We start from the raw sequence: 25,812 nt of genomic DNA, 5'->3' as shown, positions 1-25,812 counted from the left end.
GACGGCGTACAAACTCCGTTCCCATTCTTTGGAGGTTTTCTCTGGAATCGGGGGGTGCTCGGATTCTAGATTGAGATTCATGTCCACACGCATCCTCTCGGCCCGCGATCTCGCCCAGATCGCCATTTTCGCCGCCCTCATCGCGGCCCTCGGCCTGCCCGGAGCCCTGTCGATCGGGGCGATTGCGGTCCCCATCACATTTCAGACCCTCGGGGTGATGCTCGCCGGCGCGGTTCTCGGCGCGCGCAAGGGCTTCTTCGCCGTTCTGCTCTTTCTTGTGCTGACCCTGGCCGGGTTGCCCCTGCTATCGGGCGGTCGAGGCGGGCTCGCCGCCTTCACGATCAGCCCGTCGGCGGGTTACCTCTACGGCTGGCTGCTCGGCGTGGTCGTCATCGGATACCTCACGGGTCGGCTACTCCCCCGCTACCGGCTCTGGAAGGCACTCGGCGCCACGGCCCTCGGCGGAATCGTCGCCGTCTACCTTCTCGGCATCCCCGTCCTGGCGCTCAACCTCGGGCTTCCGCTCTGGGTCGCCGCGGCGAACAACGTCGCATTCCTACCCGGGGATATATTGAAGGTTGTGATCACGGTTCTCGTTGCCCGCCAGGTACACCGCGCGTATCCCGGCCTGATCGCTCTGCCGGTGAAGCGCCGCGCCGCCACCGTCCCCGCTGCGCTCGACAACACGGCCGCGGCCGGCGCCGAGTAGAACGCATGAGCACCGTCACGTTTGACGCGGTTTCGCACGCCTTCGGAGACCGAACCGTGCTCCGCGATGTGACCCTGCGCCTGACCGAAGCACGCATCGGCATCGTGGGCGCCAACGGATCCGGCAAATCCACGCTCGCCCGAATGATCAACGGACTCGTCACCCCCGATAGCGGAACGGTCACCGTCGACGGACTGAATGTCGCCAAGCGGGGCAAAGAGGTGCGCCGCCGGGTGGGGTTCGTGTTCACCAATCCCGACAACCAGATTGTCATGCCCACCGTGCAGGAAGACGTGGCGTTCACCCTGCGTCGTCGGGGGCTGAGCGCAGACCAGATCACCCAGCGCACCGCTGCCGCCCTCGAACGTTTTGGTCTGTCGGCCCATGCCGAGCATCCCGCACATCGTCTCTCCGGCGGCCAGAAGCAGCTGCTCTCGCTCGCCGCCGTGCTCGTGTCGGAGCCCGACATCATCGTGGCCGACGAGCCCACCACCCTGCTCGACGCGCGTAACGCGCGACGCATCTCTGAGCTCGTGGCCACGCTCAGCCAGCAGGTGATCATGGTCACCCATCATCTCGAGCTGCTCGATGACTTTGACCGGGTGATCGTGATCGAAGAGGGCAGCGTGGTGGCCGACGCCCGCCCCGACGAGGCCCTGTCGGTCTACCGCGCGCTGGTGTCTTGAGCCGCCGCCCGTGATCGGTCTCTACAGCCCCGGCACCTCCCTCGTGCATCGGGCTCCCACGCTTCTCAAACTGCTGCTGCTGTCGATATTTGTGGTGGTTCTCGGCGCCACCAGCGATCTGCGGATGCTGGGCGTCGCGGCCGTACTCGTGGTCATTCTCGTGCTGGGCGCTCGCGTACCGCTCAGGGCCGCGGTGGCGCAGATCGCTCCGATCCTCTGGCTCCTGGTCATCGCGGTGCCCGTTCAGGGCCTGTTGGCGGGGTGGGTCGTCGCCACGCTCATGGCTGGCCGGCTGCTGCTCGCGGTGACCCTCGCCGCCCTGTTTACCATGACCACGACGGTCACCGCCGTGCTCGAGGCCTTCGAGGCACTGCTCAAGCCGTTCTCCCGCTGGATCGATTCCGAGCGCATCGGACTGCTCGTGGCCCTGACCATCCGTTGCATTCCGCTTGTCACCGACATCGTGCGCGAGGTGCTGGAGGCCAGGAAGGCGCGGGGAACCCGCGGCTCACTGCTGGCCCTCGCGGTGCCCGTCGTCGTGCGGTCGCTCTACGCGGCGGATGCCCTCGGCGAAGCCCTCGCCGCGCGCGGGCTCGACGACTGACGCCGCCGCGCCGCCCCATTCAGCGAGCTCATAGCCGCGGCGTGGGAGGGTTGACCCAGACATCCTTCGCGTAGAGAGAGCCCTGTGTCCAAAAAACTTGCCCTTCTTGTCACCACGCTCGGCCTCACGGCGGCACTCACCGCCTGCAGCGGAAGCAGCAGCGCCCCCAACAGCACGGATGCCGCCAACGCGGACCGCACGGTTTCTCCGACCTCCGAGTGCACGGATGCAGGCAGCGTTTCCGACGCCATCGATGTGACCGGCGACTTCGGGGCCGAACCGACCGTGACGATGGATTCCCCGGTCAAGACCACCGCCACCGAGCGCACCGTTGCCATCGAGGGCACGGGAACCGAGAAGACCAAGGCCGGATCGGTCGTGAACGTGTCGTTCTCTGCCTTCAACGGCGCGACGAGTGAGAAGGTCGATTCCACCGGCTACGGCGCCGAATCCTCCTCGGTCTCCCTGACCGTGGCCGACAACTATGTCCCCGGACTCGTGCGGGCCGTGAATTGCTCCGTGGCCGGCGACCGCGTCGTGGCCGTTATGCCTCCCTCCGACGGATTCGGCGACAAGGGCTGGAGCGACCTCGGCCTCGGCACCACCGACTCGATGATCTTCGTCATCGACATCAACAGCATTCAGCCGGCCAAGGCAAACGGCGTGGATCAGCCTGTCCAGGCCGGCCTGCCGACCGTGACGCTCGCCGACAACGGTGAACCCACCATCAGCATCCCCAAGACCGATGCTCCGAGCGACCTGACGATCGCCACGCTCAAGAAGGGCGACGGCGCCGTCGTCGCCGCCGGTGACACCGCGCAGATCGAGTACACCGGTGTGCTCTGGGCGACCGGTAAAGAGTTCGATTCCTCCTGGAAGACCGATGGCCCGGCGGCCATGCCCACCGCCAATGTGGTGAAGGGCTTCGCCGATGCCCTCGTGGGACAGACCGTCGGCTCGCAGGTGCTCGCGGTCATCCCGCCGGTCGACGGCTACGGCACCGACGGCAACAGCCAGGCGGGTATCAGCGGCACCGACACACTCGTGTTCGTCGTCGACATTCTGGGTACCGGCCCCACCCCCGCCGCTCCCGCGCAGTAGTCCGGACACGTTCGCCGTTTACGGTCGCCCGATCAGAGCGGATGCCGCGGCCGTTGCCTCCCCGGAGGCGGCGGCCGGGCCGTCGTTCATTGGCTCATGTGGTTCCACAGGATGCTGTCCGGGCTCGTCCGGCAACAGGGACTCGGCGGCCAGCTCAACGCGCTCCTCGCCCACGGCTGCAATGCCGCCGAGGATGAGCAGCCCGCCGAGCAGTTGCAGCGGCGTGATCAGTTCGCCGAGCAGCAGCCACGCGAACAACGAAGCGAAAATCACTTCCAGCAGCCCGACGAACGACGCGAGCCGCGACCCGAGCACCCCGGCCGCGGTGATGCCCGCGGCGTAGGCGATCGCCGTGCTGATGAGCGCCAGCGCGAGCAGCGGTACCCACCAGGGCGTCTCAGCTCCGAGCAACGCCAGGTCCGCAAACGATGCGGTGAACGGCAGCAGACCGGTGACACCGAGCAGTCCGAGCGCTGCGCCACCGACCAGCAGTCCGAACGCCGCGAGCGCGATCGGCGGCAGCCCCCGCGCCGGGCGCGCGGCAACGACGAAGAACACCGCGCAGGCAATCGCCGCCCCGAACGCGAACAGCACGCCCACCGGGTCGACGGCGCGAATCGCGCCGGGACCGATCACGAGCACGAGGCCGGCCACGGCGAGGGCCGAGCCGAGAAGAACCGCGCGCCGCGGCATCCGTTTCGTGGTCACCCAGACGAAGCCGACCAGAATCAGCGGGGCGAGAAATTCGATCAGCAGCGCGGTAGAGACCGGGATCGTCTGCAGCGCAGCAAAATAGGCCAGCTGCGTGCACGCCACGCCCACGATGCCCATCCCGAGTACTCGCCAGCGGCCCAGCCAGAGCGCGGCCCAGCGCCCGCGCAGCGAGAACAGCGCGAACGGCAGGAGCACAAGCCCTGCCGTCAACGCGCGCGCCGTGACCGCCGCCGTCGGCGACCAGCCGGCCTCGAGCATCGGTTTGACCAGCGCGCCGGAGGTGCCGAACGAGATCGCGGCCACGACCGCGATGCTCAGCCCACCGGGTATCGTTTCCAGTTTCATGAGGAGCCCTTCGAACAAGCCCGTCATGGTCTAAACTGGCTGATGCCACTGACAGTACAACCGAAGCTATAAGGAGTCAACTTGCATTTTGCCCCTGACACCGAGGAGGCTCTCGAATTCCTGGTGGCGCTCGGCAATAGCGATCCCGGCGCCTCCCCGAGCGGTCGCGACGAGCTGGAGACGGTCGCCGATCTCGCCGCCCTTCTCACCTCGATTCCCTTCACCGGCCGCATTGACGGCGACGAGGCAGAGCTGTTTGATGTGCGGCAGACCCGCGCCCTGATGCGCCGGGTCTGGACCCTCGACCGAGACAGCGCCGTGCTCGAGGTAAACCGCATGCTGCTCGAGGCGAACGCTCTCCCCCAGCTCGCGCGCCACGACGTGTCGGACTGGCACCTGCACGCGACCGTTCCCGAGGCGCCGCTCGGGGAGCGCATGCGCGTCGAGGCGGCCCTGGCCCTGATCGACGTGATCCGCAGCGACGAAATGGGGCGCCTGCGAATGTGCGCGGCGGATGCCTGCATCGGCCTGGTGCTGGATCTCTCCCGCAATGGCTCCAAGCGGTTCTGCAGTGTGCGCTGCGGCAACCGCATGAACATGATCGCGTTCCGCGAGCGGCAGGCCGCCGACCTTCAGGCCTAGCCACAACCGGCCGGCGCGTTGGTGGTGCGGCCGACTACCGCGACGTTGCGCTCGTGTTCAGGCGTGTTGACGGAGTGGTGAACCTGGTAAGAGTGCTGATTTGCTGACCAGGCGGATGGGGGTTCGGGTGGTATCGGCGGCCGGTGGTGGGATCAGCCAGTATTCCCTGCCGATGCGAGTGGCCTCCCATGCATCATTGTGCAGGCGGAGGTGATCGCGGGCGCAGAGCAGGATGCCGTCTTCGACGTTGGTCAGGCCCCCACCGTCCCATCCGTGCAGGTGGTGGGCTTCGGAATAGGAGGGTGGTCGGTGGCAGTCCGGCCACATGCACCCGCCGTCACGGAGCGCGAGTGCCGCGCGTTGCGCCTGGGTGAAGAGACGCTGTTCGCGTCCGACGTCGAGCACCGTGCCGTCTCGGCTGAACAGCACCGGGGTGAAGCCGGTGTTGCACATGGTTCGGTCGATCGTGGTTGCCGGGACCGCGTCCGGGGTTCCTTCGATGAACCCGTTCCGCAGAAGCAGTGGGCCCGGGGTGTCCGGCCTGGGGGCCGGTGTTGGCGCCTCAGTGAGGACGAGTTTGACCGAGGGACGGATACGGCCGAACAGCGTGCCGGGGTCGGCGGCCGCGGCGACCTTGATCACCTCGATCAGTGCTTCGGCGGCGATCTGGTCCGTTGACCGCGGGTCGGCGATGATGCGCTGCGCCCGCTCCTTCTCACCCTTCTCCACAAACCGCGGCCCACCTTGGCGGGGGCCGGTGATCTGCAACAGAAAGTCCTTGAAATACGAACCGTTCTCCGGATCCAACTCGAAGCTGCCGTGCAGCATCCCGTCGGGCTTGTCCCAGACCCGGAGGTACTGCCGGGCGCGCATGGCGTCGGCGCGAGAGGCGACACCAGCGGCATCAATGGAGTCTCGGCACTGCCGCGCCACCTTCGCCGCCTGGTCGGCGTTCACGCTGCGGCACTCGGCGATCAGGGCGACGACCGCGTCGGCGAGCATCTCATCGGTCACCCCGATCGCCGGTTCACCGAGGCCCCGGCGGATGGCCGTGGCGGCGTCGGTGCTGAGGGTTCCGTCGGTGACGGCGGAGCCGAGCGGCGCGAACCACGGCGTGTGCACGGCTACCGGCGGCGCTTCCGGATGCGCCAGGGCCAGCCGGTCGGCCTGCTCCTGCCTGGCCCGGGCGGTTTCGGCTTCGGCGGCCATCGTGCCGGCCTCGATCAGGCGGCGGGTGTCCGCTTTGGTGCTGCCGCCGCCACCACCCAAGGCCTGCACGTAGTCCTCTGCGCTGGCGTAGCCCTTCTTGCGCGCGAGGCCTTCCCGGCCGAGCGCCCAGTCGGAGCGGCAGGCGACGTTCGCGGCCGACAGTGCGACGTACTTGGCGACCTCGCGAGCGAGCTGGGCAATGGCCCGGTGGGTGTTCTCCGACTCGTCGTCGGACAACTCCGCGAAAGACGCCGCGGATATACCTGACCGGGCCAGAGACCCGGTCAGATCAACGAAAACACCGTCAATGGTGGTTGTCATGAAACAAGTGTGACAGCACCCACCGACACTGAGCCGACGATGCCTGGAGTCAGGACTTGACGGTGCTGGCCGCCTGGATGCTGCGCACGCCCTCGGGCCGGCCCGACCGAACCCAAATCTGGTGCAAGACGGTTGAGATCACCAGGGCTGCCCCGAGACTGATCAGCGGCAGGCCGCGCGACAGGTTCATGATCAGCGTGAACAACACGACGACCGCCCCCACAACGTTCAAGAAGAGGGAGGCCCGCCGCCCCTCCCGAAACGAGAACCTGGCCATGGCCAGCAGCCCGCCCAGGAAGCTCAAGAACACGGCCACGGCATAGAACAAGACCAGGCTCTGATCACTGGCGCCGGCGATGATCACGATCGCCGCCGACAGGACGGTAAAGGTCGCCACTCCCCAAAACGGTGTTTGCCGACTATTGGTACGTCCCAGGGCCGCCGGCAGGATCCCGACGATCCGGCCGTCCGATCGGGCGTGCCGAGCAAGCGCCTTGAGCATCCCCGGCCCGGCCTGAAACGCCGAACTCGCGGCCGCGAGCAACAGCAAGGCGGTGGCCAGCTGGAAGGCGCCAAAGAGCGGCGCGGGTGCCACCACCCGGGCAAGCTCAGCGATTTGGGTTGTGTTCGGCCCCGGGATTCCGATCCTGAGGTGTACCAGCTCGACGGCGAGCCCGATTGTTATGGTGCCGACCACGCCAAGCGTCAGCCACAGGGTGAGCCTCCCGAACCGCCGCCGGCCGGCATCGTCGAGTTGGCCGAGCTCGGCGATGGCCGTGGATGGGGCCTCGACCCCGGTGGCCAGGGCCATAGCGACCGGGAAGGCAAGCAGCACGGCCACGATCGGTACGTGGGGAGCGGTGTCGGTGATCGTTCCCATCGCCTGTGGCGTGACTCCCAGCCCGTAGAGCAGGACCGCGGCTGTCAGCACGATGAAAGTGAGGGTCATTCCGGCGAAGATGACGCGACCGAGATGTCCGAACAGCGTCGCCGCTGCGACGACGAGCAACAAAACAGTGGCTATTTCGATCCGCCACGGGGCGAGCGCCGGAAAGTAGGCGATTGCAGCCGATGCTCCGGCTGAAACGCTCACGGCGATCGTCAGGACGAAGTCCACCACAAGAGCGCCAATCGGGATGAACGACCAGCCGTCGCCAAAGGCTTGACCGACTGCGGCGGATGCCCCACCGCCCTTGGGATAGCGCGAGATCAGTTGGCGGTAATTCACGATGACGAGGGCGATGATCGCGACCACGAGACCCATCGTGGCCAGCAACAGCGAAAGGTCGCCGCCCAGCGCCCGCAGGGCCGCCTCAACCGCATAGGCGACAGACGACACGGGGTCAGCCATCACGGAGAAGGCGAATGCCACCAGCAACACTCCCCGGGAGGCGAACACCCGGCGAAACCGGTTGCGGCGGGCGTGAATGGGTGATCTAACAGCGTCGGGCACGTACAACCCTTCAATAGAGGCTCAGACCTGTAAGTCTAAGAGACTGTCCGGTGTGTGGGAGATGCCCTGGAACACGACGGCTACCAGCCGTGCGTGAGAACTGACTGCAAACCTGAGTGTGCGGTCAGAGTCTTCTTGCGCATCCATGACAGAGTGTTAGGAGACAACTATTTACTAACGAAAGAGGATCACCTGACATCCACGCTGGACCCCACACCCTCCACTCTCCCCGCTATGACTGCCCCCATCCCGGCGGCAACGACCATAGCCGCTTACGTCGAGAAGCAGAGCGAGCCGCTTGCGAGCGTCGTCACCGCCCTGCGGGCGAAGTTCGACATGGGGCTGCCGGAGACCTCCACGGAGCTGTGGCACGGGCATCCGGTCTGGCTGGATGACGGAATTCCGGTCGCTGGCATCAAGGCGTACCCCACGTTCGTCACCGTGCTGTTCTGGCGCGGCCAGGCGATCAGCGATGCCTCAGGCAAGCTCAATGCGAGCGGATCAGCCGAGATGAGCGAGTTCAAGCTGCACGGCCCCGACGACCTCGATGACACCCTGTTCGACGGCTGGCTGCACCAGATCAGCGAGCTCCAGGCCGAATAAGCCACTTCTGGCGGGTCTGGTTCACAGGAACCAGCATCCGAGCCAGGTACACACAGAAGGCCCGCGTCGTATGACGCGGGCCTTCTGTGTTGTGTGCCGGGCATACACAGCGCCCGCGCCATACGACGCGGACTCTGTGTTATTGGGCCGGGCACTGAGAAGGCCCGCGTCATACGACGCGGGCCTTCTCAGACAATCAGGTGACTAGCTCGTGAGCGAGTCGACGTACTCCTGGTTGTCTTCGATCCACTTCGCTACGATCGGCTCATAATCGCTGCCGTCGTAGTCGACGAACATGGCCTTCTCGAGCGAACCGAGCTGGTCGAGGTCCATCTTGTAGTCGCCGAGCCACTTTGCGGCCTGGGGGAAGTCCGTCGCGAAATCCGACTTGCCGTACGCGTGCAGGCCCTCGGCGTCGCCGAGCGCTCCCTCAGGGTCTTCAAGGTTCTTGATGCCCAGGGCGCTGTAGACCCAGTGCGGCTGCCACAGGGTGACGACGATGTTCTCGCCGGCTTCCGTTGCGGCGGTCAGCTCGGTCAGCATGGCTGCCGTTGAGGACGTTAGGAATTCCATGTCTTCCAGGCCGTAGCCGGGGATGACTTCCTCGTTCACTGCCTTGGTCAGACCGGCGCCAGGCTCAATACCGACAATGCGGTTGTTGAACTTGTCCGCGTTCGCGGCGAGCTCGGACAAGGAATCGATGGGGGCATCCTCGTTCACCGCGATGGTGAGCTTGGCCTCATCGTTCCACGCGCCGAGGTCGGTGATGCCGTCCTGGTATTCCTCGATGTACGACGCGTGGGTGTTGGGCGCCCAGACATCGAGGGTGAAGTCATAGTCACCGGTGGACAGACCAGAGAACACGGGTGCGACATCCGCATACTTCAGCTCGGCGTTGTAGCCCTTCTCATCGAGAATGGCCTTCCACAGCTCGGAGGACGCGACGCCCTCGTCCCAGCCGTTGAAGACGGCAATCTTGATGTCTTTCTTGTCGGAGTTTCCGTCTCCGACCGTGGAATCGGCTTCTGCCGCACAGCCGGTCAAAGCGAGGAGCCCAGCGGCTCCCATCGCTATGAGAGTACGTGAACGCTTGTTCATGTGTCTTCCTTTCTTGTGTCGCCCTGCTGCGGGCGACCGGGATACTTCCTGGTGCATGCGGAAACCGCACATTTTGCCACGAATACGGGTGCATCCGTGAAGTTGGGGTCAGGCTCGGGCTGTCGTGCCGGCGAGCTGAGGGGCCTGCTGGTCCTGCTGGTCCTGCTGGTCCTGCGCCTTCTCAGTTGCAGCCGCGGCGGTCTGCCGGCGTCGCTTGCGTGCCGTGAGGTAGTGGCCCAGTGGAGTGCCACCCTTGCCGAGCGCTGCCGTCAGACGATCGAGGTAGATCGCGAGGATCACCACGGCGAGACCGGCTTCGAAGCCGAGAGCCACGTCGATGCGGTTGAGGGCAGCGACGACCTGTGCGCCGAGGCCTCCGGCACCGACCATGCCGGCGATGACGACCATGGACAGGGACAGCATGATGACCTGGTTGATACCGGCCATGATGGTCGGCATGGCAAGGGGCAGCTGAATCTGACGCAGGATGCGCGACGGCGACGCTCCGAAGGCCTGCCCCGCCTCGACGACCTCATGGTCGACGCCGCGGATGCCGAGTTCGGTCAGGCGCACGCCCGGTGCCATCGCGAAGATGATGGTTGCAACGATTCCGGGGACGACACCGATCCTGAACAGAATGAGCGCCGGGATCAGGTAGACGAAGGCCGGCATGGTCTGCATGAAGTCGAGCACCGGCCTAATGGCGGCCGACGCGGCGGACGACTTGGCGGCCAGGATTCCCAGCGGAACGCTGATGGCGATCGCGATAACGCTGGCAACGAGCACCAGGGCGAGGGTGTCCATCGCGTTCTCCCACTGGTCGACGCCCAGGATCAGGGTCAGCCCGACGACGGTACCGACGGCGAATTTCCATCCTCGGGTCGCATAGGCCAACGCGGCAGCGAGAACGATGATCACCCAGAAGGGCGGTGAGACCAGCAGGAAGTCGACGCCCTCGAAGGCGCCCTTGAAGACGGCGCGGATGATGTCGAAGAGCAAGCCGAAGGTGTTGGTGACCCAGTCAACAAAACCTTCAACCCAGGTTCCGAGGGGAATGCGGAAGTCGTTCACAGGTCGTTTCCTTCCGAGTCTGTTTCGAGCAGGGTTTCAGTCATCACGCTGGTGGAGATGGTCGACGGCGGTTCGATCACGGGCAGAGTGCCCGTGTTCGTGTTCACGTTGCCGAGCGCGGCCAGCAAGGTCACCCGCGGAATGACGCCGAGCAGGCGCTTCTTCTCGTCGACGACGGCGATGGCCATGGCACTCTCGACCGACGGTTCGACCAGGTCGACCAGCGGGGTGTCCGGGCTGACGGAGACCGCGTTGTCGAGAATGATCTTGCGCAGGTCGGTCTCTCCCGCTTTGACGAGCTTGAGCACGTCCTGGTCGCGCACGATGCCGACGAAGCTGCCGTCGCGGTTGAGCACGAAAGCGGCGGAGGTCTGGAAATCGCGCATGGTGCGGAGGGCCGCACGCGGGCCACCGTTGGTCGTGACCACGGCGCGTCCCGGCTCCATCACGCTGGCAGCAGTCAGCACCCGGGCGCGGTCGACGTCCTGCACAAACTGGGCAACGTAGTCGTTGGCCGGGTCGGTGAGGATCTCTTCCGGCGTGCCGATCTGAACGATCCGGCCGTCGCGCATAACCGCAATGCGGTCGCCGAGGAACATGGCCTCGTTGAGGTCGTGAGTGATGAAGATGATGGTCTTGCCCAGGTCGGCCTGCAGCTCGACGAGCTGTTCCTGCATTTCGCGGCGGATGAGCGGGTCGAGAGCCGAGAAGGCCTCGTCCATCAGGAGCACATCGGTGTCGGCGGCGAGCGCACGGCCGAGGCCGACCCGCTGCTGCATTCCACCGGAGAGTTCGGACGGCAGGCGGTCGGCCCAGCCGTCGAGCCCGACGAGATGGATGATGGTGCGCGCCTTGGTCAGGCGTTGCTCGCGGGACATGCCCTGGATCTCGAGGCCGTAGGCAACGTTGTCGATCACCGTGCGGTGCGGCAGCAGGGCGAAGTGCTGGAACACCATGGAGACGCTCTTGCGTCGCACGTCGCGCAGTTCCGCGCCTGAAACGCCGGCAATGTTGGTGTCACCGATGGTGACGCTGCCTGAAGTGGCGTCCCACAGACCGTTGAGCATGCGGATCAACGTGGATTTTCCGGAGCCGGACAGGCCCATGACCACAAAGATCTCACCCTTCTTCACTTCAAAAGATGCGTCGATGACGGCAGCGACTCCGAGGTGTGAGATTTCGGCGCGACTTTTTCCGGCCTCAAGCTGCTTGACGATCTCATTCGGGCGTCGGCCGAATGCCTTGTACAGATGTTCTGCTCTAACGGCAATTGTTTCGGTCAAAGTTCTCCGGGGCACTCCGAGTTCGACGTTTTTCGGTCGATGCATCGGGTACTCGCTCGTGTCGAACGGGTGGGTCGTGACCGGCCGGACGCCGACAGTCGGGCGTGGGCTGGGGCGATCATGGGATCGCGTCCGTCAAGGCCGCACCATACGTCCACGTCGATTCCACCGCATGTGACGCGGCGGAAGGGCGTGGGCGCGTTCTGGTGAATGGGTCGTGAATCCATTCCCTGATGGTAGCACAAGGGTATTTTTAGTGCACCCGAAACCGGGGCACCACCGGAGACAAACGCCCGGCAGAACCCCTGTTTCACGCGGGACTAGGCGTTAATCGTTACCGACTTGTGTCTCTCCGCGAGGGTCTGCGCGTCTACGTCGACCGGGGCTTCGAACGAGTGGTGCGCCGCCATCGTGGTCTCGTCGAACGGGTCGTGCCTGGCCAGAACGCGGTCCACCTGGTCACGGTCGATCTCCTTCGTCCAGGTTCCGATCAGCACGGTGGCGACCGCGTTGCCGGTGAAGTTGGTGAGCGCACGCGCCTCACTCATGAAGCGGTCGATGCCGACGATGAAACCAACTCCGCCCACGAGGTCGGGAGCGTGCGACTGCAGGCCCGCGGCGAGCGTGGCGAGACCGGCACCGGAGACGCCGGCCGCACCCTTCGACGCGATGATCATGAATAGGAGCAGGGCAACCTGCTCCCCGAGGTTCATGGGCTTGCCCATGGCGGTGGAGATGAACAGCGACGCCATCGTGAGGTAGATCGCCGTGCCGTCAAGGTTGAAGGAGTAACCCACGGGAACGGTGACGCCCACGACGGGCTTCGACACTCCGAGGTGCTCCATCTTGGCGATGAGGCGCGGGAGGGCTGCTTCGGACGAAGACGTCGAGACGATGAGCAGGTATTCCCGGCCGAGGTAGCGCATGAGCTTGAAGATGTTCACGCCTGTGACGATCTTGAGCAGCCCCCCGAGGATGACCACGATGAACAGGATGCAGGTGGCGTAGAACGCACCCATGAGGGTGAAGAGGCTCACGATGGCCTGGATTCCGGTGGAACCCACCACAGCGGCGATGGCACCGAAGGCACCGAGCGGCGCCATCCACATGATCATGATGAGAATGCGGAAGACGAGGGCCTGCACGTGTGCGATGCCCTGAAGGATCGGCAGGCCGGCCGGCCCCATCCGCTGCAGGGCAAAACCGGCGATGAGGGCCACGAGCAGGGTCTGCAGGATGCTGCCCGAGGTGAGCGAGGAGACCAGGGTCGTGGGGATGATGCTCAGCAGAAAGCTGGATTCCGGAGCCGTCGAGGCCACGTAGCTCGCGTCGGAGAGGTCGAGGCCTGATCCGGGTTGAATCATGTTGCCCACCACGAGGCCGATGCCAAGCGCGAACGTCGACATGATCACGAAGTAGCCGAGGGCGAGTCCGCCCACCCGGCCCACCGTTGCGGCCTTGGCAATCGAGCCGATGCCCAGAATGATCGTGCAGAAGATCACCGGGGCGATCATCATCTTGATCAGGCTGACGAAGGCGTCACCCATGGGCTTGAGCTTCACGGCGAAGCCATCCGGGCCGCCCCAGACAAGCCCGACGACAATGCCGAGCAGCACGGCGACGACGACCGCCATGTAGAGGTAGTGGGACCGGTCAATGCGCTTGCGCGGCTTGACCGATCGAGGGGATGACGACAACGCCATGTCAGACTCCTTTGTCTTGGTTCGCTACCGCACCCACCCGGGGCGGCTTTCCTGATTGGCTCCCACACTGGCCGACGCAGTGCGATTGCCCGATCTTGCGGTCATACTGTTCACGGGTATGTTCTGTTTTCCACGTGAGAGGCGAGATCTGTGAGCCGCGAGTGGAGCATTGCCCGTCGCCTGCTCGTCGCCCACGCGTTGTCGATCGTGGTGCTCACCATGTTCGTGGGCACGGCCATGTTCGTCGATGCGCGCGACCATGGCTTCGACGAGACCAGGACACGGATGCTGTCGGTCGCCGCAACAATCGCCGACAACCCCCTCACCCTGGAGGCCAGCGCCTCCGCCGACCCGAGTGCTGTGTTGCAGGCGTACACGGTCGCCGTCACGGAGGACGCCAAGCTCGACTTCATCACGATCATGGCGCCGGACGGAACCCGGTGGACGCACCCCACCCCGAGCGAGATCGGTCGACCGTACTCTGGCACGATTGCCCGCGCCCTCGCCGGCCGCCCGTTCACCGAGATCAATACCGGAACGCTCGGGCCATCCGTTCGCGCCGTGGCCCCCGTCGTTGACGCGAGCGGGTCGGTCGTGGCGCTCGTGGCCGCTGGGGTCACCACGAGTAACGTCACCATCGCTCTCAATGCCCGACTGCCGGCCCTACTCGCCCTCGCCGCCGGGCTGCTGGTGGCAGGCTCGCTCATATCATTGGCGCTCGGTCGCTACCTGCAGCGGGTGACGCTCGGTTGGGGTCCCGAGCGGCTCGCCCAGCTCTTCGTGTACTACGACTCGGTGCTGCGCTCGGTGCGCGAAGGCCTCGTCCTCGTGGACCTCACCGGCAAGCTCGTGCTCTACAACGACCAGGCCGCGCACCTGCTCGGCATTCCGCCCAGCGAGACGAACCGCCCGAGCACGGCACTGGGCGAACTCAATCTGCCACCGGCGCTCGGCGCCTTACTGCAGAGTGGACGCCGCACGCAGGACGAGGTCTTTGTCACCGACACGCGTGTGCTGGTCGTCAACCAGGAACCGGCCGTGCCCCCGTCAAGCACCGGCAAGAACAAGCCAGCGGCTCGCATCGGTTCGGTCGCCACCATTCGCGATCACACCGACCTGCAGACGCTCGGCACCGAGCTGCAATCCATGCGCACGCTCTCCGATGCCCTCCGCGCGCAGACGCACGAGCACTCCAATCGCCTGCACACGATCGTGTCGCTCATGGAGCTCGGTCGCACGCAGGAAGCCCTCGATTACGCCACGACCGACCTTGAGCTGAGCCAGCAGCTCACCGACGACATGGTGAGTTCCGTCGACGAACCCGTGATCAGCGCCCTGATCATGGGCAAGGCGGCGCAGGCCAACGAGCTGGGAATCACCCTCACCGTCACGGCCGAAGGAACGATCTCCGGCTCCGAACTGTCGGTGCACGACCTGGTGACCGTTCTCGGAAATCTCATCGACAACGCGCTCGATGCCGCGGCATCCGCCCCGCCACCCCGCCGGGTCACCGTGAGCGTGAGCCGCTCACCCGACTGCGTCACCGTTGAAGTCGCCGACAGCGGGCCCGGCATCGAAACGGATGCCGCGGAGCGTGTGATGCAGCTCGGCTACAGCACCAAGGACAGCGCCGGCTATGGCCGCGGTCTCGGACTCGCGCTCGTGCGGCAGGCCGTGGAGCGCCTGGGCGGAACCCTCGCCGTGAGCCGCCGCGACGGTGCCGTGTTCACCGTGACGATCCCCACGACCACTGCTCCCACCGTGCCGCTGGCCACCGCCGGGACCGACATCGGTGGCCCTGCCGTCGAGCGTGCCGCCGGGCCGGCCGGACCGCCGCAGGGAGCGCCTTCATGACCCCACCGATTCGCGTGCTCGTTGTCGAAGACGAGCCGCTCACCGCCGAGGCGCACTCCGCTTACGTGGGCCGCCTCGAGGGTTTCGTGCTCGCCGGAACCGTGCGCACCGGGCAGAACGCGCTGCGCATCCTCACCGAACAGGCCGCCGCCGGCACCCCGATCGATCTCGTGCTCATGGACATGAACCTGCCCGACCTGCACGGACTTGACGTGAGTCGGCGCATCCGTTCGGCGGGACTGGCCACGGACATCATTGCGATCACCGCGGTGCGAGAGTTGCAGGCCGTGCGCGGGGCGATTGCGGCCGGTGTGGTGCAGTACCTGATCAAACCGTTCACGTATGCCACGTTTGCGAAAAAGCTCGTGAGCTACCGCGATTTTCGGCAGCAGCTGGAGGCATCGTCGAGCGTGACCACGCAGACGGACCTCGACCAGGCGTTCGCGAGCCTGCGCTCCCCCACCGACGTGCCACGCCCCAAGGGCCTCGCCGACGACACGCTGCACCGGGTGACGGACCACCTCAAGGCGCAGCGCTCCCCCGTATCGGCGAGCGAGGTGACCGAGGCGCTCGGTATGTCCCGCGTCACGGCGCGGCGCTACCTGGAGTTTCTGGCCGACTCGGGCCCAGTGCTGCGGGCCCCACGTTTCGGCACCCCCGGTCGCCCTGAGAACGAGTACAGCTGGCGACGTTAGGTACGCTGCGTGGCGCGTTTTCCCGTGGCGACCATGTCGGCCCGACGGCGGAAATCCGAGACGCTCCACGGGAAATGCACGATTCCCACCGACCCTGACGCGTCAGAGCACTGGATCACCGCATCGAACTCACGCGGCCCGGGATTAGAATATGTCACCATGGCACGAATTCAGCAGCGGACATTGGGCCCACGACTGATTTAACATGAGTGCATATTTGTTGTTTTAGCGTTGGAGCCAAACATGACCAGCTACACCACGCTCGAGCGATCGACAGTGATTCACGCGTCCGCCGACTCGATCAACCCCTTCGTCTCGGACTTCAGCCGATGGGTCGTCTGGTCGCCGTGGGACGGCCGTGAGCCCGACCTCAAACGAACCTACGGCGGGGTTCAGGGAACGGTCGGTGCGACGTATGCCTGGGACGGCAGCGGCAAGGCCGGCGCCGGCACGATGACGGCGACCGCCATCACGCCCACGGCCGTTGACGTTGAGCTCGCGTTCACGCGCCCGTTCAAGTCCTGCAGCGCCGTGCACTTCTCGCTCTCCGAACACAGCGGCGCCACCACCGTGGTGTGGACCATGACGATCCCGAAGACGGTCGCTTCGCGCGCCTTCGGGGTCATGATGAACATGGAGAAAATGATCGGCTCCGACCTGGCCAAGGGGCTGTCCTCGCTCAAGCAGGTCGTCGAAAGCTAAGCCGCGCATGGCCGAGGGAACCCGCGGCATCCGTTTCGGATTTTCTCACGCCGCACGTGCCGCGCCCACGTCGGCGCCCCCAAAATCGGTGGTCGCTACGGTAACCGGCGTAGCGCCCACCGAAAACGGGCGCGGCCACGCTGGGCATGCTCACCTCAGCCGGGCTCGTAGGCGAAACGATGGGGCACTGCCCGCGCGAAGGAGAACTCTTATGTCATCCACGTATTTCCGCGTCACTGACCTGTCGGCCACCTCGCCGGTCATTCTGCACGCCCCGCACGGCGGCCAGCTGATCCCAACCGAGCACCTCCCTGCCTACGTCATCTCCTCGGCCGAGCTCGAGGCCGAGAAGATGAACGCGGTCGGCATGGGCGTGCTCTACACGCATGGCTCCCACGGGCAGGAAATTCGCGACCTTGCCCGCACTGACCAGACGGCACTCATGCACCACTTCAAAAGCTATTCCGCGGCCCTCACCGACCTCGTGAACGCCACCCTGCGCCAGCACGGCCGGGCCCTCATCATCGACATGCACTCCTACCCCGAACACGCGCTGGCCTACGAGCTGCACGCCGACCGGCCCCGCCCCGAGCTGTGCATCGGTTTCGAACAATTCCACGCCCCGGCAGACTTCGTGCACACCGTAACGGATGCCTTCGCCCACCTTCACGCCCTCCCCAACGGCCCCTTCGCTGGCGCCTACGTTCCCCTCGAGCACTACGGAACGGATTCCCGCGTGAACGCGGTCATGCTCGAGATTCGCCGTGACCTCTACATGGATGAGGACACCCTGGCTCTCAAACCCGCGCCGTTCCGCGAGCTGCAGGAGTCGCTCCAGAAATTGGTGAACACCCTGGCAGGCGAGCCGCAGTAGGACGTGTCTCCTCCTTCGGCCCGGCGGGCGGCCACTGACGACAAGCCCGCCACCCGGTTCCGAGCGGCCGAGCAGGTCGATAAAGGCCGGGTTGTTGCGCTGGCCGTGGCAGTATCCCCGCGACCTGAGAGGATGGGCGCATCATGAAGACCCTCCTCAATATCATCTGGCTCGTGCTCTCGGGCTTCTGGCTGTTCCTCGGCTACATGCTGGCGGCGCTCATCATGTTCGTGCTCATCGTCACCATTCCCTGGGGAATCGCGGCGGCGCGGATCGGCGTCTACGCGCTCTGGCCGTTCGGCAAGACCGTGGTCCCCACGCCGACCGCCGGCGTCGGGTCTTTCCTGGGCAACGTCATCTGGGTGGTGCTGGCCGGCTGGTGGATCGCCCTCGAGCATCTGCTCTCCGGCATCGCGCTGTGCATCACGATCATCGGCATCCCGTTCGGGATTGCCAACTTCAAGCTGATCCCGGTTGCGCTCATGCCGCTCGGCAAGCAGATCGTCGACAGACCGTAAGCCATCCTCGGGATGCGAGTTGAACACCGTCGCCGAAGCGGCCGTGGCGAGCACGACTTTGCCGGCCAGGCGCCCGGGCGGAGACGGCTCGGACCGTCTTCGGCCACCGTCAACGCGCGGCACGCCGTGATCACCGGAACCTCGAGGATCGCCCCCTGGTCGAAGCTCGCATTCGCCGGCAGCGGGAAGACGCGGACGGCGGGAAGCACGGACGGTTCACCGCGCTCTACACATTGGCTCTCATGGCAGGGGCGACACATGCAGGCGCAGAATGTTTCCCTGTCCGGCAGTTTTCCGCCAAACACCAGAGAGGGCGGCTGCGCGTGCGGAGCCGCCCTCTCTGACGCAACGGAGATTCTGTCGAGCTAGTTGTCGCTGGCCGCCGCTTCCTTTGCAGCCTTCCGTTCCGCCTTCTCGGCGTCGAGGATGGCCTTCTCGGCTGCCTTCTCTTCCGCGATCCAGGCGTCCCGCTTCGCACCGGGCACCCACCCCTTGTCCACAACCCGGATCTGGTAGATGATGGCGGCGCTGACGAGCACGACAACGATGAGCACCGAAAGCGCAACGCCCATGCCGACGCCGCCACTGACGCTGACGCCCACGAGCGTTCCGAACCAGCCGAAGTCGGCATCGCCGAACGTGCTGTTGGAGAAGCCCAGGTCGCCGAGTACCAGCAGCAGAATGGCGGGGAGGATGGTGATGATCACACCGTTCACGAAGCCACCGATCATGGCGCCGAGGCGTCCACCGGTTGCATTGCCGTAGACACCGGCTCCACCACCGGTGAAGAAGTGCGGCACCATGCCGGGGAGGATGAGTGCGAGTCCGAAGACCGGGTTCAGCCAGATCGCGAGAATCCCGAGCGCAATGAGACCACCGGCAAAGGAACTCAGGAACCCGATGAGCACGGCGTTGGCGCCGAACGGGAACACGATCGGGATGTCGAGGGCGGGGCGCGCCCCGGGCACGACCTTGTCGGCAATTCCCTGGAAGGCGGGCACCAACTCTCCCAGCACGGTGCGCACACCGTAGAGGATGACCGCAACACCCACACCGAACATCAGGGCCTGACCGAAGCCAGCCATGATGAACGCGCCGGCGTCGGCGGAGCCGAAGATGGCGAGTGCTTCCTCGAGCGGCAGGGCGATGAGTCCCCAGATGGCGAAAACCATGTAGATGAGCACCATCGACAGCGAGGTGGACACCATCGAGTCACGCAGGAACTTGAGCCCCTGCGGGAAATTGATGTCTTCCGTCGACTTGCTGCGGCGGCCGACAGCCTGGCCTGCGGCACCGGCGGCGATGTACCCGAGCGTGCCGAAGTGGCCGATGGCGATGGTGTCGTTGCCGGTGATCTTCTTGGTCCACGGGTGCACGAAGGCGGGCATCACGACCATGATCACGCCGAGCAGGAGGGCACCGATGATGACAACCAGCCAGCTGAATCCGTCGCCGAAACCGACGGACAGCACCACGGTGAGCATGGTGGCCATGAAGACCATGTGGTGCCCGGTGAGGAACACATATTTGAGGGGCGTGAAGCGCGCCAGGGCGAGCATCACCAGGAACCCGAGCGTGAGCACGTAGGCGCTCTGGGCGCCGAATTGCTCCTGCGCGATGGCGGTGATGACCTCATTGGTGGGGATGACGCCCTGGGCTCCGGTCACCGCGAGGATCAGCTTGCCGAGGGGATCGAGGGACCCCACCACAACGCCGGCGCCGGCGCCGAGGATCAGGAAGCCGAGGGCCGCCTTGAGAGCACCGCCCACAACCTGTCCGGCGTTGCGCTTGAGCGCCATGAGCCCGATGGCGGTGATGATACCGATCAGATAGGCGGGTACATTGAGGATCTGCTGGCCAATGAAATTCAGTATGACGACGAGCCACTCCATTGTGGGTGCTCCTTATTCTGTGAGAGAGAGACAGTGACGGGGTTACTCGACTGCAGCGGTGAGCTTCTCGGTGATCTCATCGAGATCGAAGAAGTTCTTGATGACGATGACCTCGGCGGGAACATCGCCGAGTTCTTCGGCGAGCTCCTGAGAAGTGAGCACGATTTCGGCCGTCTGCGCGGCGCCGCGGGCAACGCCCATGTCGGCGGCTTCAACATCCGCATCAATACCGAGCTTGGCGAGAACCTTCTCGGCGTTCATTTTCAGGAGCACGGACGTTCCGATGCCCATTCCGCAGACGGCGACGATCTTCATGGGGTGCCTTTCGATTGAGTGAGTTATGTGAGAAAAGAGGGGCGGATGCCGGTGGCAGGCGTTACGAGGCGGCGGCGAGGTCGCCGAGCACGGCCCGAACGTCATCGGGTGTGCTGGCGGCGCGCAGCCGCTCCATGGCCGAGCTGTTGGAGAGCACTCCGGCGAGCGCTCGCATCACCTGCAGGTGAGCGTCGTGGTCGACTGCGGCGAGTCCGATCACGAGGTTCACGGGGTCGTTGGCCGCGTTGCCGAACTCCACGGGGGTTGCCAGGCTCACCCAGCTGAGTCCGCCGGTGAGAACCGCGGGTGACGGACGGGAGTGGGCGAGGGCGACACCCGGTGCGATGACGATGTACGGCCCGTGCTTCTCGACGGCCGCAATCATTTCGTCGGTGTAGGTCTCAGTCGTTGCCCCACTGGCAGCCAGCCCATCGCCGGCAAGACGGATGGCGGCACGCCAGTCGGCCGCATTCGCTTGAGTCACGATCGACGACAGCGCTTCGGTCAGGTTGAATGCCACGAATGAACTCCCTTGTTTGGATTCGAGCCGCTTTGCCAGCAAAGGCGACTGGGATGACTTTATTACGTAAACGATCTTATGTCTATAAGTAAACCAAAGTTTTCTGAGATGTCACCAGCGGCAGCGAAACGCGGGCGCACACGACGGCACACCCGCCCCAACACCCGCCCCAACACCCGTGCAGAATCAGATCGACAGGGAGCTGAGCGACTCTCGTGGCGCGCCTCCGCGCGTGAGTCGGCTGATGCGGTCGGCCTCGAACAGCGCGTCCTGCGCGATGAGCGACGCACCCGTCACACCGGCAATGCGTCCGAGTCGGGACGCCTCGACCACCAGGTCCTGCAGGGCGAAGTCCCGGGCTCCGGCGAAGATCGCCTCCCGAATCGCCCCCAGGAAGGGCTCGCCGGCCTGGGCCAGGTTGCCGCCGACCACCACGGCTTGCGGGTTCAACAGGTCCACGACATGCGCAAGACTCTGCCCGATGGCGGTGCCGGTCTCGGCGAGCAGCCTCAACACCTCCGGGTCGCCCTGGCTTGCCAGGCTCACGATGTCGCCGCTCGTGCGCACGCGGCGGCCGGTGCGGAGGAGCTCACGGCGGATCACCGCGCCACTCGCGATGGTCTCGAGCCGCTCGGTGCGCTCACCACGGGCACGCACCCAGGTGAGGTCCCCCGCTCCGCCTCGGGAGCCGTGGTAAATCGATCCGTCGAGCACGAAGGCGAGGCCCACCCCAATGCCAGCCTTGAGCACCGCAACGTCTCGGTATTCGCTCCACCCGCGACGGGCCTCGGCGAGCGCCATGATGTTCACGTCTCGGTCCACGGCGAAGACGGCGTGGTCGTAGCGTCCGGCGAAATAGTCCTTCACCAGCACGCCGTCCCACTGCGCGTCGACCTGCGGGGTGGCGAGCCGCCCGGTCACGAAGTCAATAGGGCCGGGCACCCCCACCCCGATCCCCACCACGTCGGCGCGGGTTTTGCCGAGCCGATCGAGCATGTGGTCGAAGACCTGCCCGGCCCATTCGAAAATCTCCGCCGGCCCTTCGTCCAATCCGATATCGGCCTCATCTTCACTGAGGATGGTGGAGACCAGATCGGTGATGGCCAGCCGGGTGTGTGACCCGCCGATGTCCACGGCGAGCAGCAGGCCGACGTTCGGATTGACGGCGAACTCCTCGGGCGGGCGGCCGCCACGGGAATCGAGTTGCCCCACGCTCATCACAATCGACGCGAGCAGCAGCTCGTCGAGGCGGCGCGCCAGTGTGATGCGCGACCAGCCGAGGTGCTCGATCAGGTCGGTGCGAGTGGTGGCGCGGCCTGACCGAATGAGGTCAAGCACCACACCCGAGCCGGTGGACAGAGCGTGTGCCATGGAATTCCCAACCTTCAGAGGAAGCCGCCGGTGCTGCAGGCGGCGCCAAGCCTGTTATTGACTTAAGTACATTAGTACACCAAAGTGTCTCGCATGGCTACTGAATCAACGAGTTCCCCGTCACTGACGACGCATCCCGAACTCGACGCTCGCGCCGTCGCGAGCGCCCGCGCCCTGGCCGCGCACGTCGTGCAGGCCAAGGGGCATGGACACGGCGGCACTGCCATGGCATTGGCGCCATTGTCCCACGTGTTGTTCTCCCGAGTTTTGCGGCACGCCCCCGCCCACCCAGATTGGCTTGGCCGAGATCGCTTCGTTCTTTCTGCCGGTCACGCCAGTCTTCTGCTGTACACCCAGCTCTTCTTCACCGGCTACGGACTCACCCTCGACGACCTCGCCAAAAGCCGCACGCTCGGTTCGAAAACGCCGGGGCACCCCGAGGTGCACCACACTGTCGGCGTGGAAATGAGCACCGGTCCACTCGGCCAGGGCGTCGCTTCGGCGGTCGGCATGGCCATGGCCGCGCGGCACGAGAGCGCCGTGTTCACCCCCGCATCCGCCCTCCTCGACCACACCACGTGGGTTGTGGCCGGCGACGGCTGCCTGCAGGAGGGCGTCTCGGGTGAGGCCTCGAGCCTGGCCGGCACCCTCGGCCTCGACAACCTGGTGCTGATCTGGGACGACAACGGCATCACCATCGACTCCGGCACCGCCGAGACCTTTTCCGAAGATGTGCGGGCCCGGTATCGGGCCTACGGATGGCGCGTGCTCGAGATCGACACCCCCGACGACCTCGACGCAATCGAGACCACCCTGCGGACGGCGGTGGAGCGCACCGGCCGCCCCACCCTTGTGGCCCTCCGCACCGTGATCGGCGCTCCCTCCGTGCGGTTCGGCGGCACCTCGGCTGCGCACGCCGGCGGCTTCGGCGCCGACGAGTTGGCGGCAGTGAAAACCACCCTGGGGTTCGCGCCCAATGCTCCGCTCCACGACCTCGTCGCCCCCGAGACCCTCGAGTACACCCGGGGTGCGGTCGCCCGCGGCGAGCAGCTGTACCGCGAGTGGGAGGCCGACCGTGCCGCCTGGGGCGCCTGCGAGCCCGATGCCGTGGCGCGCTGGCGCGCCTTCCGCGGCGGCGAGTTCAGCACCACCGCTCTCGACACGGTAAACGTCGGCAGCACCGGAGACCAGATCGCCACCCGCAAGACCAACGGCGCCGTGCTGCGTGCCCTGAACGGCACCGCTCCCCTGTGGGGCGGGTCCGCCGACCTCGCCGGGTCCACCACGGTGGAGGTCCACGGCGATCGTTTCTCGGCCACGAACCCGGGCGGCGAGTTCATCAGGTTCGGCATCCGCGAGCACGCCATGGCCGCCATCCTCAACGGCATCGCGCTGCAGGGCCCGTGGCGGCCGTTCGCCTCCACCTACCTGGTGTTCAGCGACTACATGCGCCCGAGCATCCGCCTCGGCGCGCTGATGGGGCTCGGCGCAGTGTACGTCTACACCCACGACTCCGTCGCCGTGGGCGAAGACGGCCCCACCCACCAGCCGGTCGAGCAGCTCGCGTCGCTGCGCACGGTTCCGGGGCTGGATGTGGTGCGCCCCGCCGACTCCGTGGAGGTCGTCGCGGCCTGGCGCCGCATCCTTGCCTCCCCCGACCACCCGGTGGCGCTCATCCTCAGCCGGCAGGACCTGCCCGTGCTGGCGAGCACCGAGGTCACGCCCGCCGGTGTGACGGCAGGCGGCTACGTGCGTTGGCAGCACGGGGACGGCAGCGACCTGGCGATCCTCGCCACCGGCAGCGAGGTTCACCTCGCCATCGACGCCGCCGCCCACCTCGCACACGAGGGCATCTCCGCACGCGTCGTATCGATGCCCTGCGTCGAGTGGTTCGCCGGGCAGACCGCCAACTACCGCGAGTCCGTGCTGCCCGCAGCACTCCGCGCCCGGGTCGCCGTGGAGGCCGGCCGCGGCGACGCCTGGTACCGCTGGGTGGGTCTCGACGGACGGGTGGTGTCGGTGGAGCAGTTCGGCGAATCGGGCAGCGGCCCCGAGGTACTCCGCCGCCGCGGCATCCACCTCGATGCGGTGATCACGGCAGCGCACGCCACCCTCGCCACGCCCGCCGGCGACCCCACCACGCCGCACGGACCCCCCGAACTCGTCACCAACTAGGGACACATTCCACGACTTCCCTTGGCCTCGACGCTGCCGCTCAGCATTCCCGCCGGCACCGCTGCGGTCGGGTCGATGAGAGCGGCGTCTGATCTGCCCTGCCCTGCCCTGCCCTAAGTGTGGCGTGCCGTCACTCGGCAGTGACGTCGATCAGTACCTTCCCGACCGCTCCGCTCTCCACCAGGGCGTGGGCATCCGCTGTCTGTGCCAGGTCGAAGCGGTGCAGGGGCAGCCCCGTCTCCTCCCCCACAGCCAGGGCGCCATCGACGAGCGCAGCGTTGATGGCCTCAGCCGCCGCACGAATCACGTCGGCGCCCACGGTGTAGAGCAGCACGAACTGGTAGCGCACGTTGAGGCTGAAGTGCCGGCGCACGTCGAGAGTCACCTGGTCGCCGCCGTTGTTGGCGTAGACCGCGATCGACCCGCGATTACGGATGACGGCAAGGTCAAGATGCGAGTTCTGGGCCGGGGCGACCTCCACGATGAGGTCCACGCCCTCCGGCGCGATCCGTCGGATCTGGCCGACAATGTCCGAATCGGTGTAGGTGAGCACGTGCTGCGCGCCGGCGGCCGTGGCGAGCTCGGCCTTGCTCGGAGAGCTCACGGTCGTGATGACGGTTGCCCCCGCCCACCGGGCGAGCTGAATCGCGGCGTGCCCGACCGCGCCGGCACCGCCGGCCACGAGCACGACTTTGCCGTGCAGGGCGCCCGGGTGCAGTCGGCTTGGACCGTCTTCGGCCACCGTCAACGCGCGGTACGCCGTGATCGCCGGAACCCCGAGGCTCGCCCCCTGGTCGAAGCTCGCATTCGCTGGCAGCGGAAAGACGCGGTCGGCGGGAAGCACGGAGTGTTCCTGCGCCGTGCCACTGTGCGCCAGCTGATACGCGGCGAGCGCCAGCCACACCCGGTCACCCACCGCGACGTTCTCAACGCCGTCGCCAACCGCTTCCACGATTCCGGCGCCATCCTGGCCGGGCACGACGTCCTCGAACGCAAGCGCCTGGCCCGGTGCCGAGCCGCGGCGCGACTTCCAGTCGGTGGGGTTCACGCCGGCCACCACAAGGCGCACCCGCACCTCCCCGGCTCCGGGTTCGTTCACCGGCCGATCGACCAACTGAAGCACGGACGGTTCACCGGTCTGGCTGTACACAATGGCTCTCATGTCAGGGGCAACGCATCCGGGCGCAGAATGTTTCCCGGCCCGGCAGTTTTCCTCCAAACGCAGAGAGGGCGGAGAGCCTGTGGAGCTAACTCGTGGACGATCCCGGCCACCTGGTCGGAGTTTGGTGGCTCATGCTCGAAACTTCTCTCTTTTCAGACGGTCACTGCCTGATGTGCGGAACGGATTCGCTCG

General features: G+C 66.1%; 24 protein-coding genes. 12 read left to right on the top strand and 12 right to left on the bottom strand.

The genetic code is table 11. The annotated features are described in order from the left end of the window. Nucleotides 1-79 precede the first annotated feature (79 nt). The 4 genes from EDD25_RS14165 to EDD25_RS14150 all read left to right on the top strand — a co-directional run bounded on the left by EDD25_RS14165 (nt 80) and on the right by EDD25_RS14150 (nt 3,100). The gene (locus EDD25_RS14165) at nt 80-709 is read left to right on the top strand and encodes a biotin transporter BioY (RefSeq protein WP_134174111.1); all 630 of its coding nucleotides are present in this window, start codon (nt 80-82) and stop codon (nt 707-709) included. A 5-nt stretch (nt 710-714) separates the two neighbouring features. Next, nucleotides 715-1,395, top strand: coding sequence for an energy-coupling factor ABC transporter ATP-binding protein (locus EDD25_RS14160; protein WP_134174109.1), 681 nt, complete (start codon nt 715-717; stop codon nt 1,393-1,395). A gap of 10 nt (nt 1,396-1,405) precedes the next feature. Then, nucleotides 1,406-1,999, top strand: a complete 594-nt coding sequence (locus EDD25_RS14155) for an energy-coupling factor transporter transmembrane component T family protein (RefSeq protein ID WP_134174107.1) — start codon at nt 1,406-1,408, stop codon at nt 1,997-1,999. 84 nt (nt 2,000-2,083) lie between these two features. Beyond that, nucleotides 2,084-3,100 carry an FKBP-type peptidyl-prolyl cis-trans isomerase gene (locus EDD25_RS14150; RefSeq protein ID WP_134174106.1) on the top strand — a complete coding sequence of 339 codons (1,017 nt, stop codon included), beginning with the start codon at nt 2,084-2,086 and terminating at the stop codon, nt 3,098-3,100. Between the two features lie 18 nt (nt 3,101-3,118). Here EDD25_RS14150 and EDD25_RS14145 read toward each other — a convergent pair whose 3' ends face one another. Beyond that, complete coding sequence (locus EDD25_RS14145; protein WP_134174104.1) at nt 3,119-4,159, bottom strand: EamA family transporter; 1,041 nt, start codon at nt 4,157-4,159, stop codon at nt 3,119-3,121. A gap of 81 nt (nt 4,160-4,240) precedes the next feature. On the opposite strand from EDD25_RS14145, the gene EDD25_RS14140 reads away from it, so the two are divergent. Next, entirely contained in the window at nt 4,241-4,801 is a 561-nt protein-coding gene (locus tag EDD25_RS14140) for a CGNR zinc finger domain-containing protein (protein WP_134174102.1), read from the top strand. A gap of 57 nt (nt 4,802-4,858) precedes the next feature. On the opposite strand, the gene EDD25_RS14135 is transcribed toward EDD25_RS14140, so the two are convergent. Beyond that, a complete protein-coding gene (locus tag EDD25_RS14135) occupies nt 4,859-6,331 on the bottom strand; it encodes an HNH endonuclease signature motif containing protein (RefSeq protein ID WP_134174100.1) in 1,473 nt (490 codons plus the stop codon). Nucleotides 6,332-6,380: 49 nt separating this feature from the next. Then, nucleotides 6,381-7,784, bottom strand: a complete 1,404-nt coding sequence (locus tag EDD25_RS14130) for an APC family permease (RefSeq protein WP_198418867.1) — start codon at nt 7,782-7,784, stop codon at nt 6,381-6,383. A 234-nt stretch (nt 7,785-8,018) separates the two neighbouring features. Here EDD25_RS14130 and EDD25_RS14125 point away from each other — a divergent pair, with 234 nt between their 5' ends. After that, on the top strand, nt 8,019-8,387 hold the full coding sequence (locus tag EDD25_RS14125) for a DUF1801 domain-containing protein (protein ID WP_134174098.1): 369 nt from the start codon (nt 8,019-8,021) through the stop codon (nt 8,385-8,387). A 204-nt stretch (nt 8,388-8,591) separates the two neighbouring features. Here the strand turns inward: EDD25_RS14125 and EDD25_RS14120 are convergent, their stop codons facing one another. The 4 genes from EDD25_RS14120 to EDD25_RS14105 all read right to left on the bottom strand — a co-directional run bounded on the left by EDD25_RS14120 (nt 8,592) and on the right by EDD25_RS14105 (nt 13,542). Beyond that, a complete protein-coding gene (locus tag EDD25_RS14120) occupies nt 8,592-9,485 on the bottom strand; it encodes a glycine betaine ABC transporter substrate-binding protein (RefSeq protein ID WP_241986420.1) in 894 nt (297 codons plus the stop codon). 108 nt (nt 9,486-9,593) lie between these two features. Continuing rightward, nucleotides 9,594-10,556, bottom strand: coding sequence for an ABC transporter permease (locus tag EDD25_RS14115; protein ID WP_134174095.1), 963 nt, complete (start codon nt 10,554-10,556; stop codon nt 9,594-9,596). Continuing rightward, nucleotides 10,553-11,839, bottom strand: a complete 1,287-nt coding sequence (locus tag EDD25_RS14110) for a quaternary amine ABC transporter ATP-binding protein (RefSeq protein WP_241986421.1) — start codon at nt 11,837-11,839, stop codon at nt 10,553-10,555. The genes EDD25_RS14115 and EDD25_RS14110 overlap by 4 nt, the downstream gene beginning before the upstream one ends. A gap of 320 nt (nt 11,840-12,159) precedes the next feature. Beyond that, on the bottom strand, nt 12,160-13,542 hold the full coding sequence (locus EDD25_RS14105) for a cation:dicarboxylate symporter family transporter (protein ID WP_134174091.1): 1,383 nt from the start codon (nt 13,540-13,542) through the stop codon (nt 12,160-12,162). A 150-nt stretch (nt 13,543-13,692) separates the two neighbouring features. Between EDD25_RS14105 and EDD25_RS14100 the strand changes: the two genes are divergently transcribed. The 5 genes from EDD25_RS14100 to EDD25_RS14080 all read left to right on the top strand — a co-directional run bounded on the left by EDD25_RS14100 (nt 13,693) and on the right by EDD25_RS14080 (nt 18,185). Continuing rightward, entirely contained in the window at nt 13,693-15,396 is a 1,704-nt protein-coding gene (locus EDD25_RS14100; protein ID WP_134174089.1) for a sensor histidine kinase, read from the top strand. Beyond that, entirely contained in the window at nt 15,393-16,091 is a 699-nt protein-coding gene (locus EDD25_RS14095) for a response regulator (RefSeq protein ID WP_134174087.1), read from the top strand. Before EDD25_RS14100 ends, EDD25_RS14095 begins: the two co-directional genes overlap by 4 nt. Before the next feature lie 243 nt (nt 16,092-16,334). Then, entirely contained in the window at nt 16,335-16,793 is a 459-nt protein-coding gene (locus tag EDD25_RS14090; protein ID WP_134174085.1) for an SRPBCC family protein, read from the top strand. Nucleotides 16,794-17,004: 211 nt separating this feature from the next. Next, nucleotides 17,005-17,667 carry an N-formylglutamate amidohydrolase gene (locus tag EDD25_RS14085; protein WP_166671316.1) on the top strand — a complete coding sequence of 221 codons (663 nt, stop codon included), beginning with the start codon at nt 17,005-17,007 and terminating at the stop codon, nt 17,665-17,667. Nucleotides 17,668-17,810: 143 nt separating this feature from the next. Then, nucleotides 17,811-18,185, top strand: a complete 375-nt coding sequence (locus EDD25_RS14080; protein ID WP_134174081.1) for a YccF domain-containing protein — start codon at nt 17,811-17,813, stop codon at nt 18,183-18,185. Between the two features lie 365 nt (nt 18,186-18,550). Here EDD25_RS14080 and EDD25_RS14070 read toward each other — a convergent pair whose 3' ends face one another. The 4 genes from EDD25_RS14070 to EDD25_RS14055 form a co-directional block, all read right to left on the bottom strand. Further along, nucleotides 18,551-20,077 carry a PTS ascorbate transporter subunit IIC gene (locus EDD25_RS14070; protein ID WP_134174079.1) on the bottom strand — a complete coding sequence of 509 codons (1,527 nt, stop codon included), beginning with the start codon at nt 20,075-20,077 and terminating at the stop codon, nt 18,551-18,553. Between the two features lie 42 nt (nt 20,078-20,119). After that, nucleotides 20,120-20,392 (bottom strand): PTS sugar transporter subunit IIB, encoded by a 273-nt coding sequence (locus tag EDD25_RS14065; RefSeq protein ID WP_134174077.1) that lies wholly within the window; start codon nt 20,390-20,392, stop codon nt 20,120-20,122. 61 nt (nt 20,393-20,453) lie between these two features. Then, on the bottom strand, nt 20,454-20,912 hold the full coding sequence (locus EDD25_RS14060) for a PTS sugar transporter subunit IIA (protein WP_134174075.1): 459 nt from the start codon (nt 20,910-20,912) through the stop codon (nt 20,454-20,456). A 186-nt stretch (nt 20,913-21,098) separates the two neighbouring features. Continuing rightward, complete coding sequence (locus EDD25_RS14055; protein WP_134174073.1) at nt 21,099-22,283, bottom strand: ROK family protein; 1,185 nt, start codon at nt 22,281-22,283, stop codon at nt 21,099-21,101. A 93-nt stretch (nt 22,284-22,376) separates the two neighbouring features. Here EDD25_RS14055 and tkt point away from each other — a divergent pair, with 93 nt between their 5' ends. Further along, entirely contained in the window at nt 22,377-24,458 is a 2,082-nt protein-coding gene (gene tkt / locus EDD25_RS14050) for a transketolase (protein ID WP_134174071.1), read from the top strand. Nucleotides 24,459-24,588: 130 nt separating this feature from the next. Here tkt and EDD25_RS14045 read toward each other — a convergent pair whose 3' ends face one another. Beyond that, the gene (locus tag EDD25_RS14045; protein WP_134174069.1) at nt 24,589-25,620 is read right to left on the bottom strand and encodes an NADPH:quinone reductase; all 1,032 of its coding nucleotides are present in this window, start codon (nt 25,618-25,620) and stop codon (nt 24,589-24,591) included. Nucleotides 25,621-25,812: the final 192 nt, after the last annotated feature.

The organism is Cryobacterium psychrophilum (genome assembly GCF_004365915.1).
Classification (GTDB): domain Bacteria; phylum Actinomycetota; class Actinomycetes; order Actinomycetales; family Microbacteriaceae; genus Cryobacterium; species Cryobacterium psychrophilum.
This window is presented reverse-complemented; position numbering and strand designations above follow the sequence as displayed.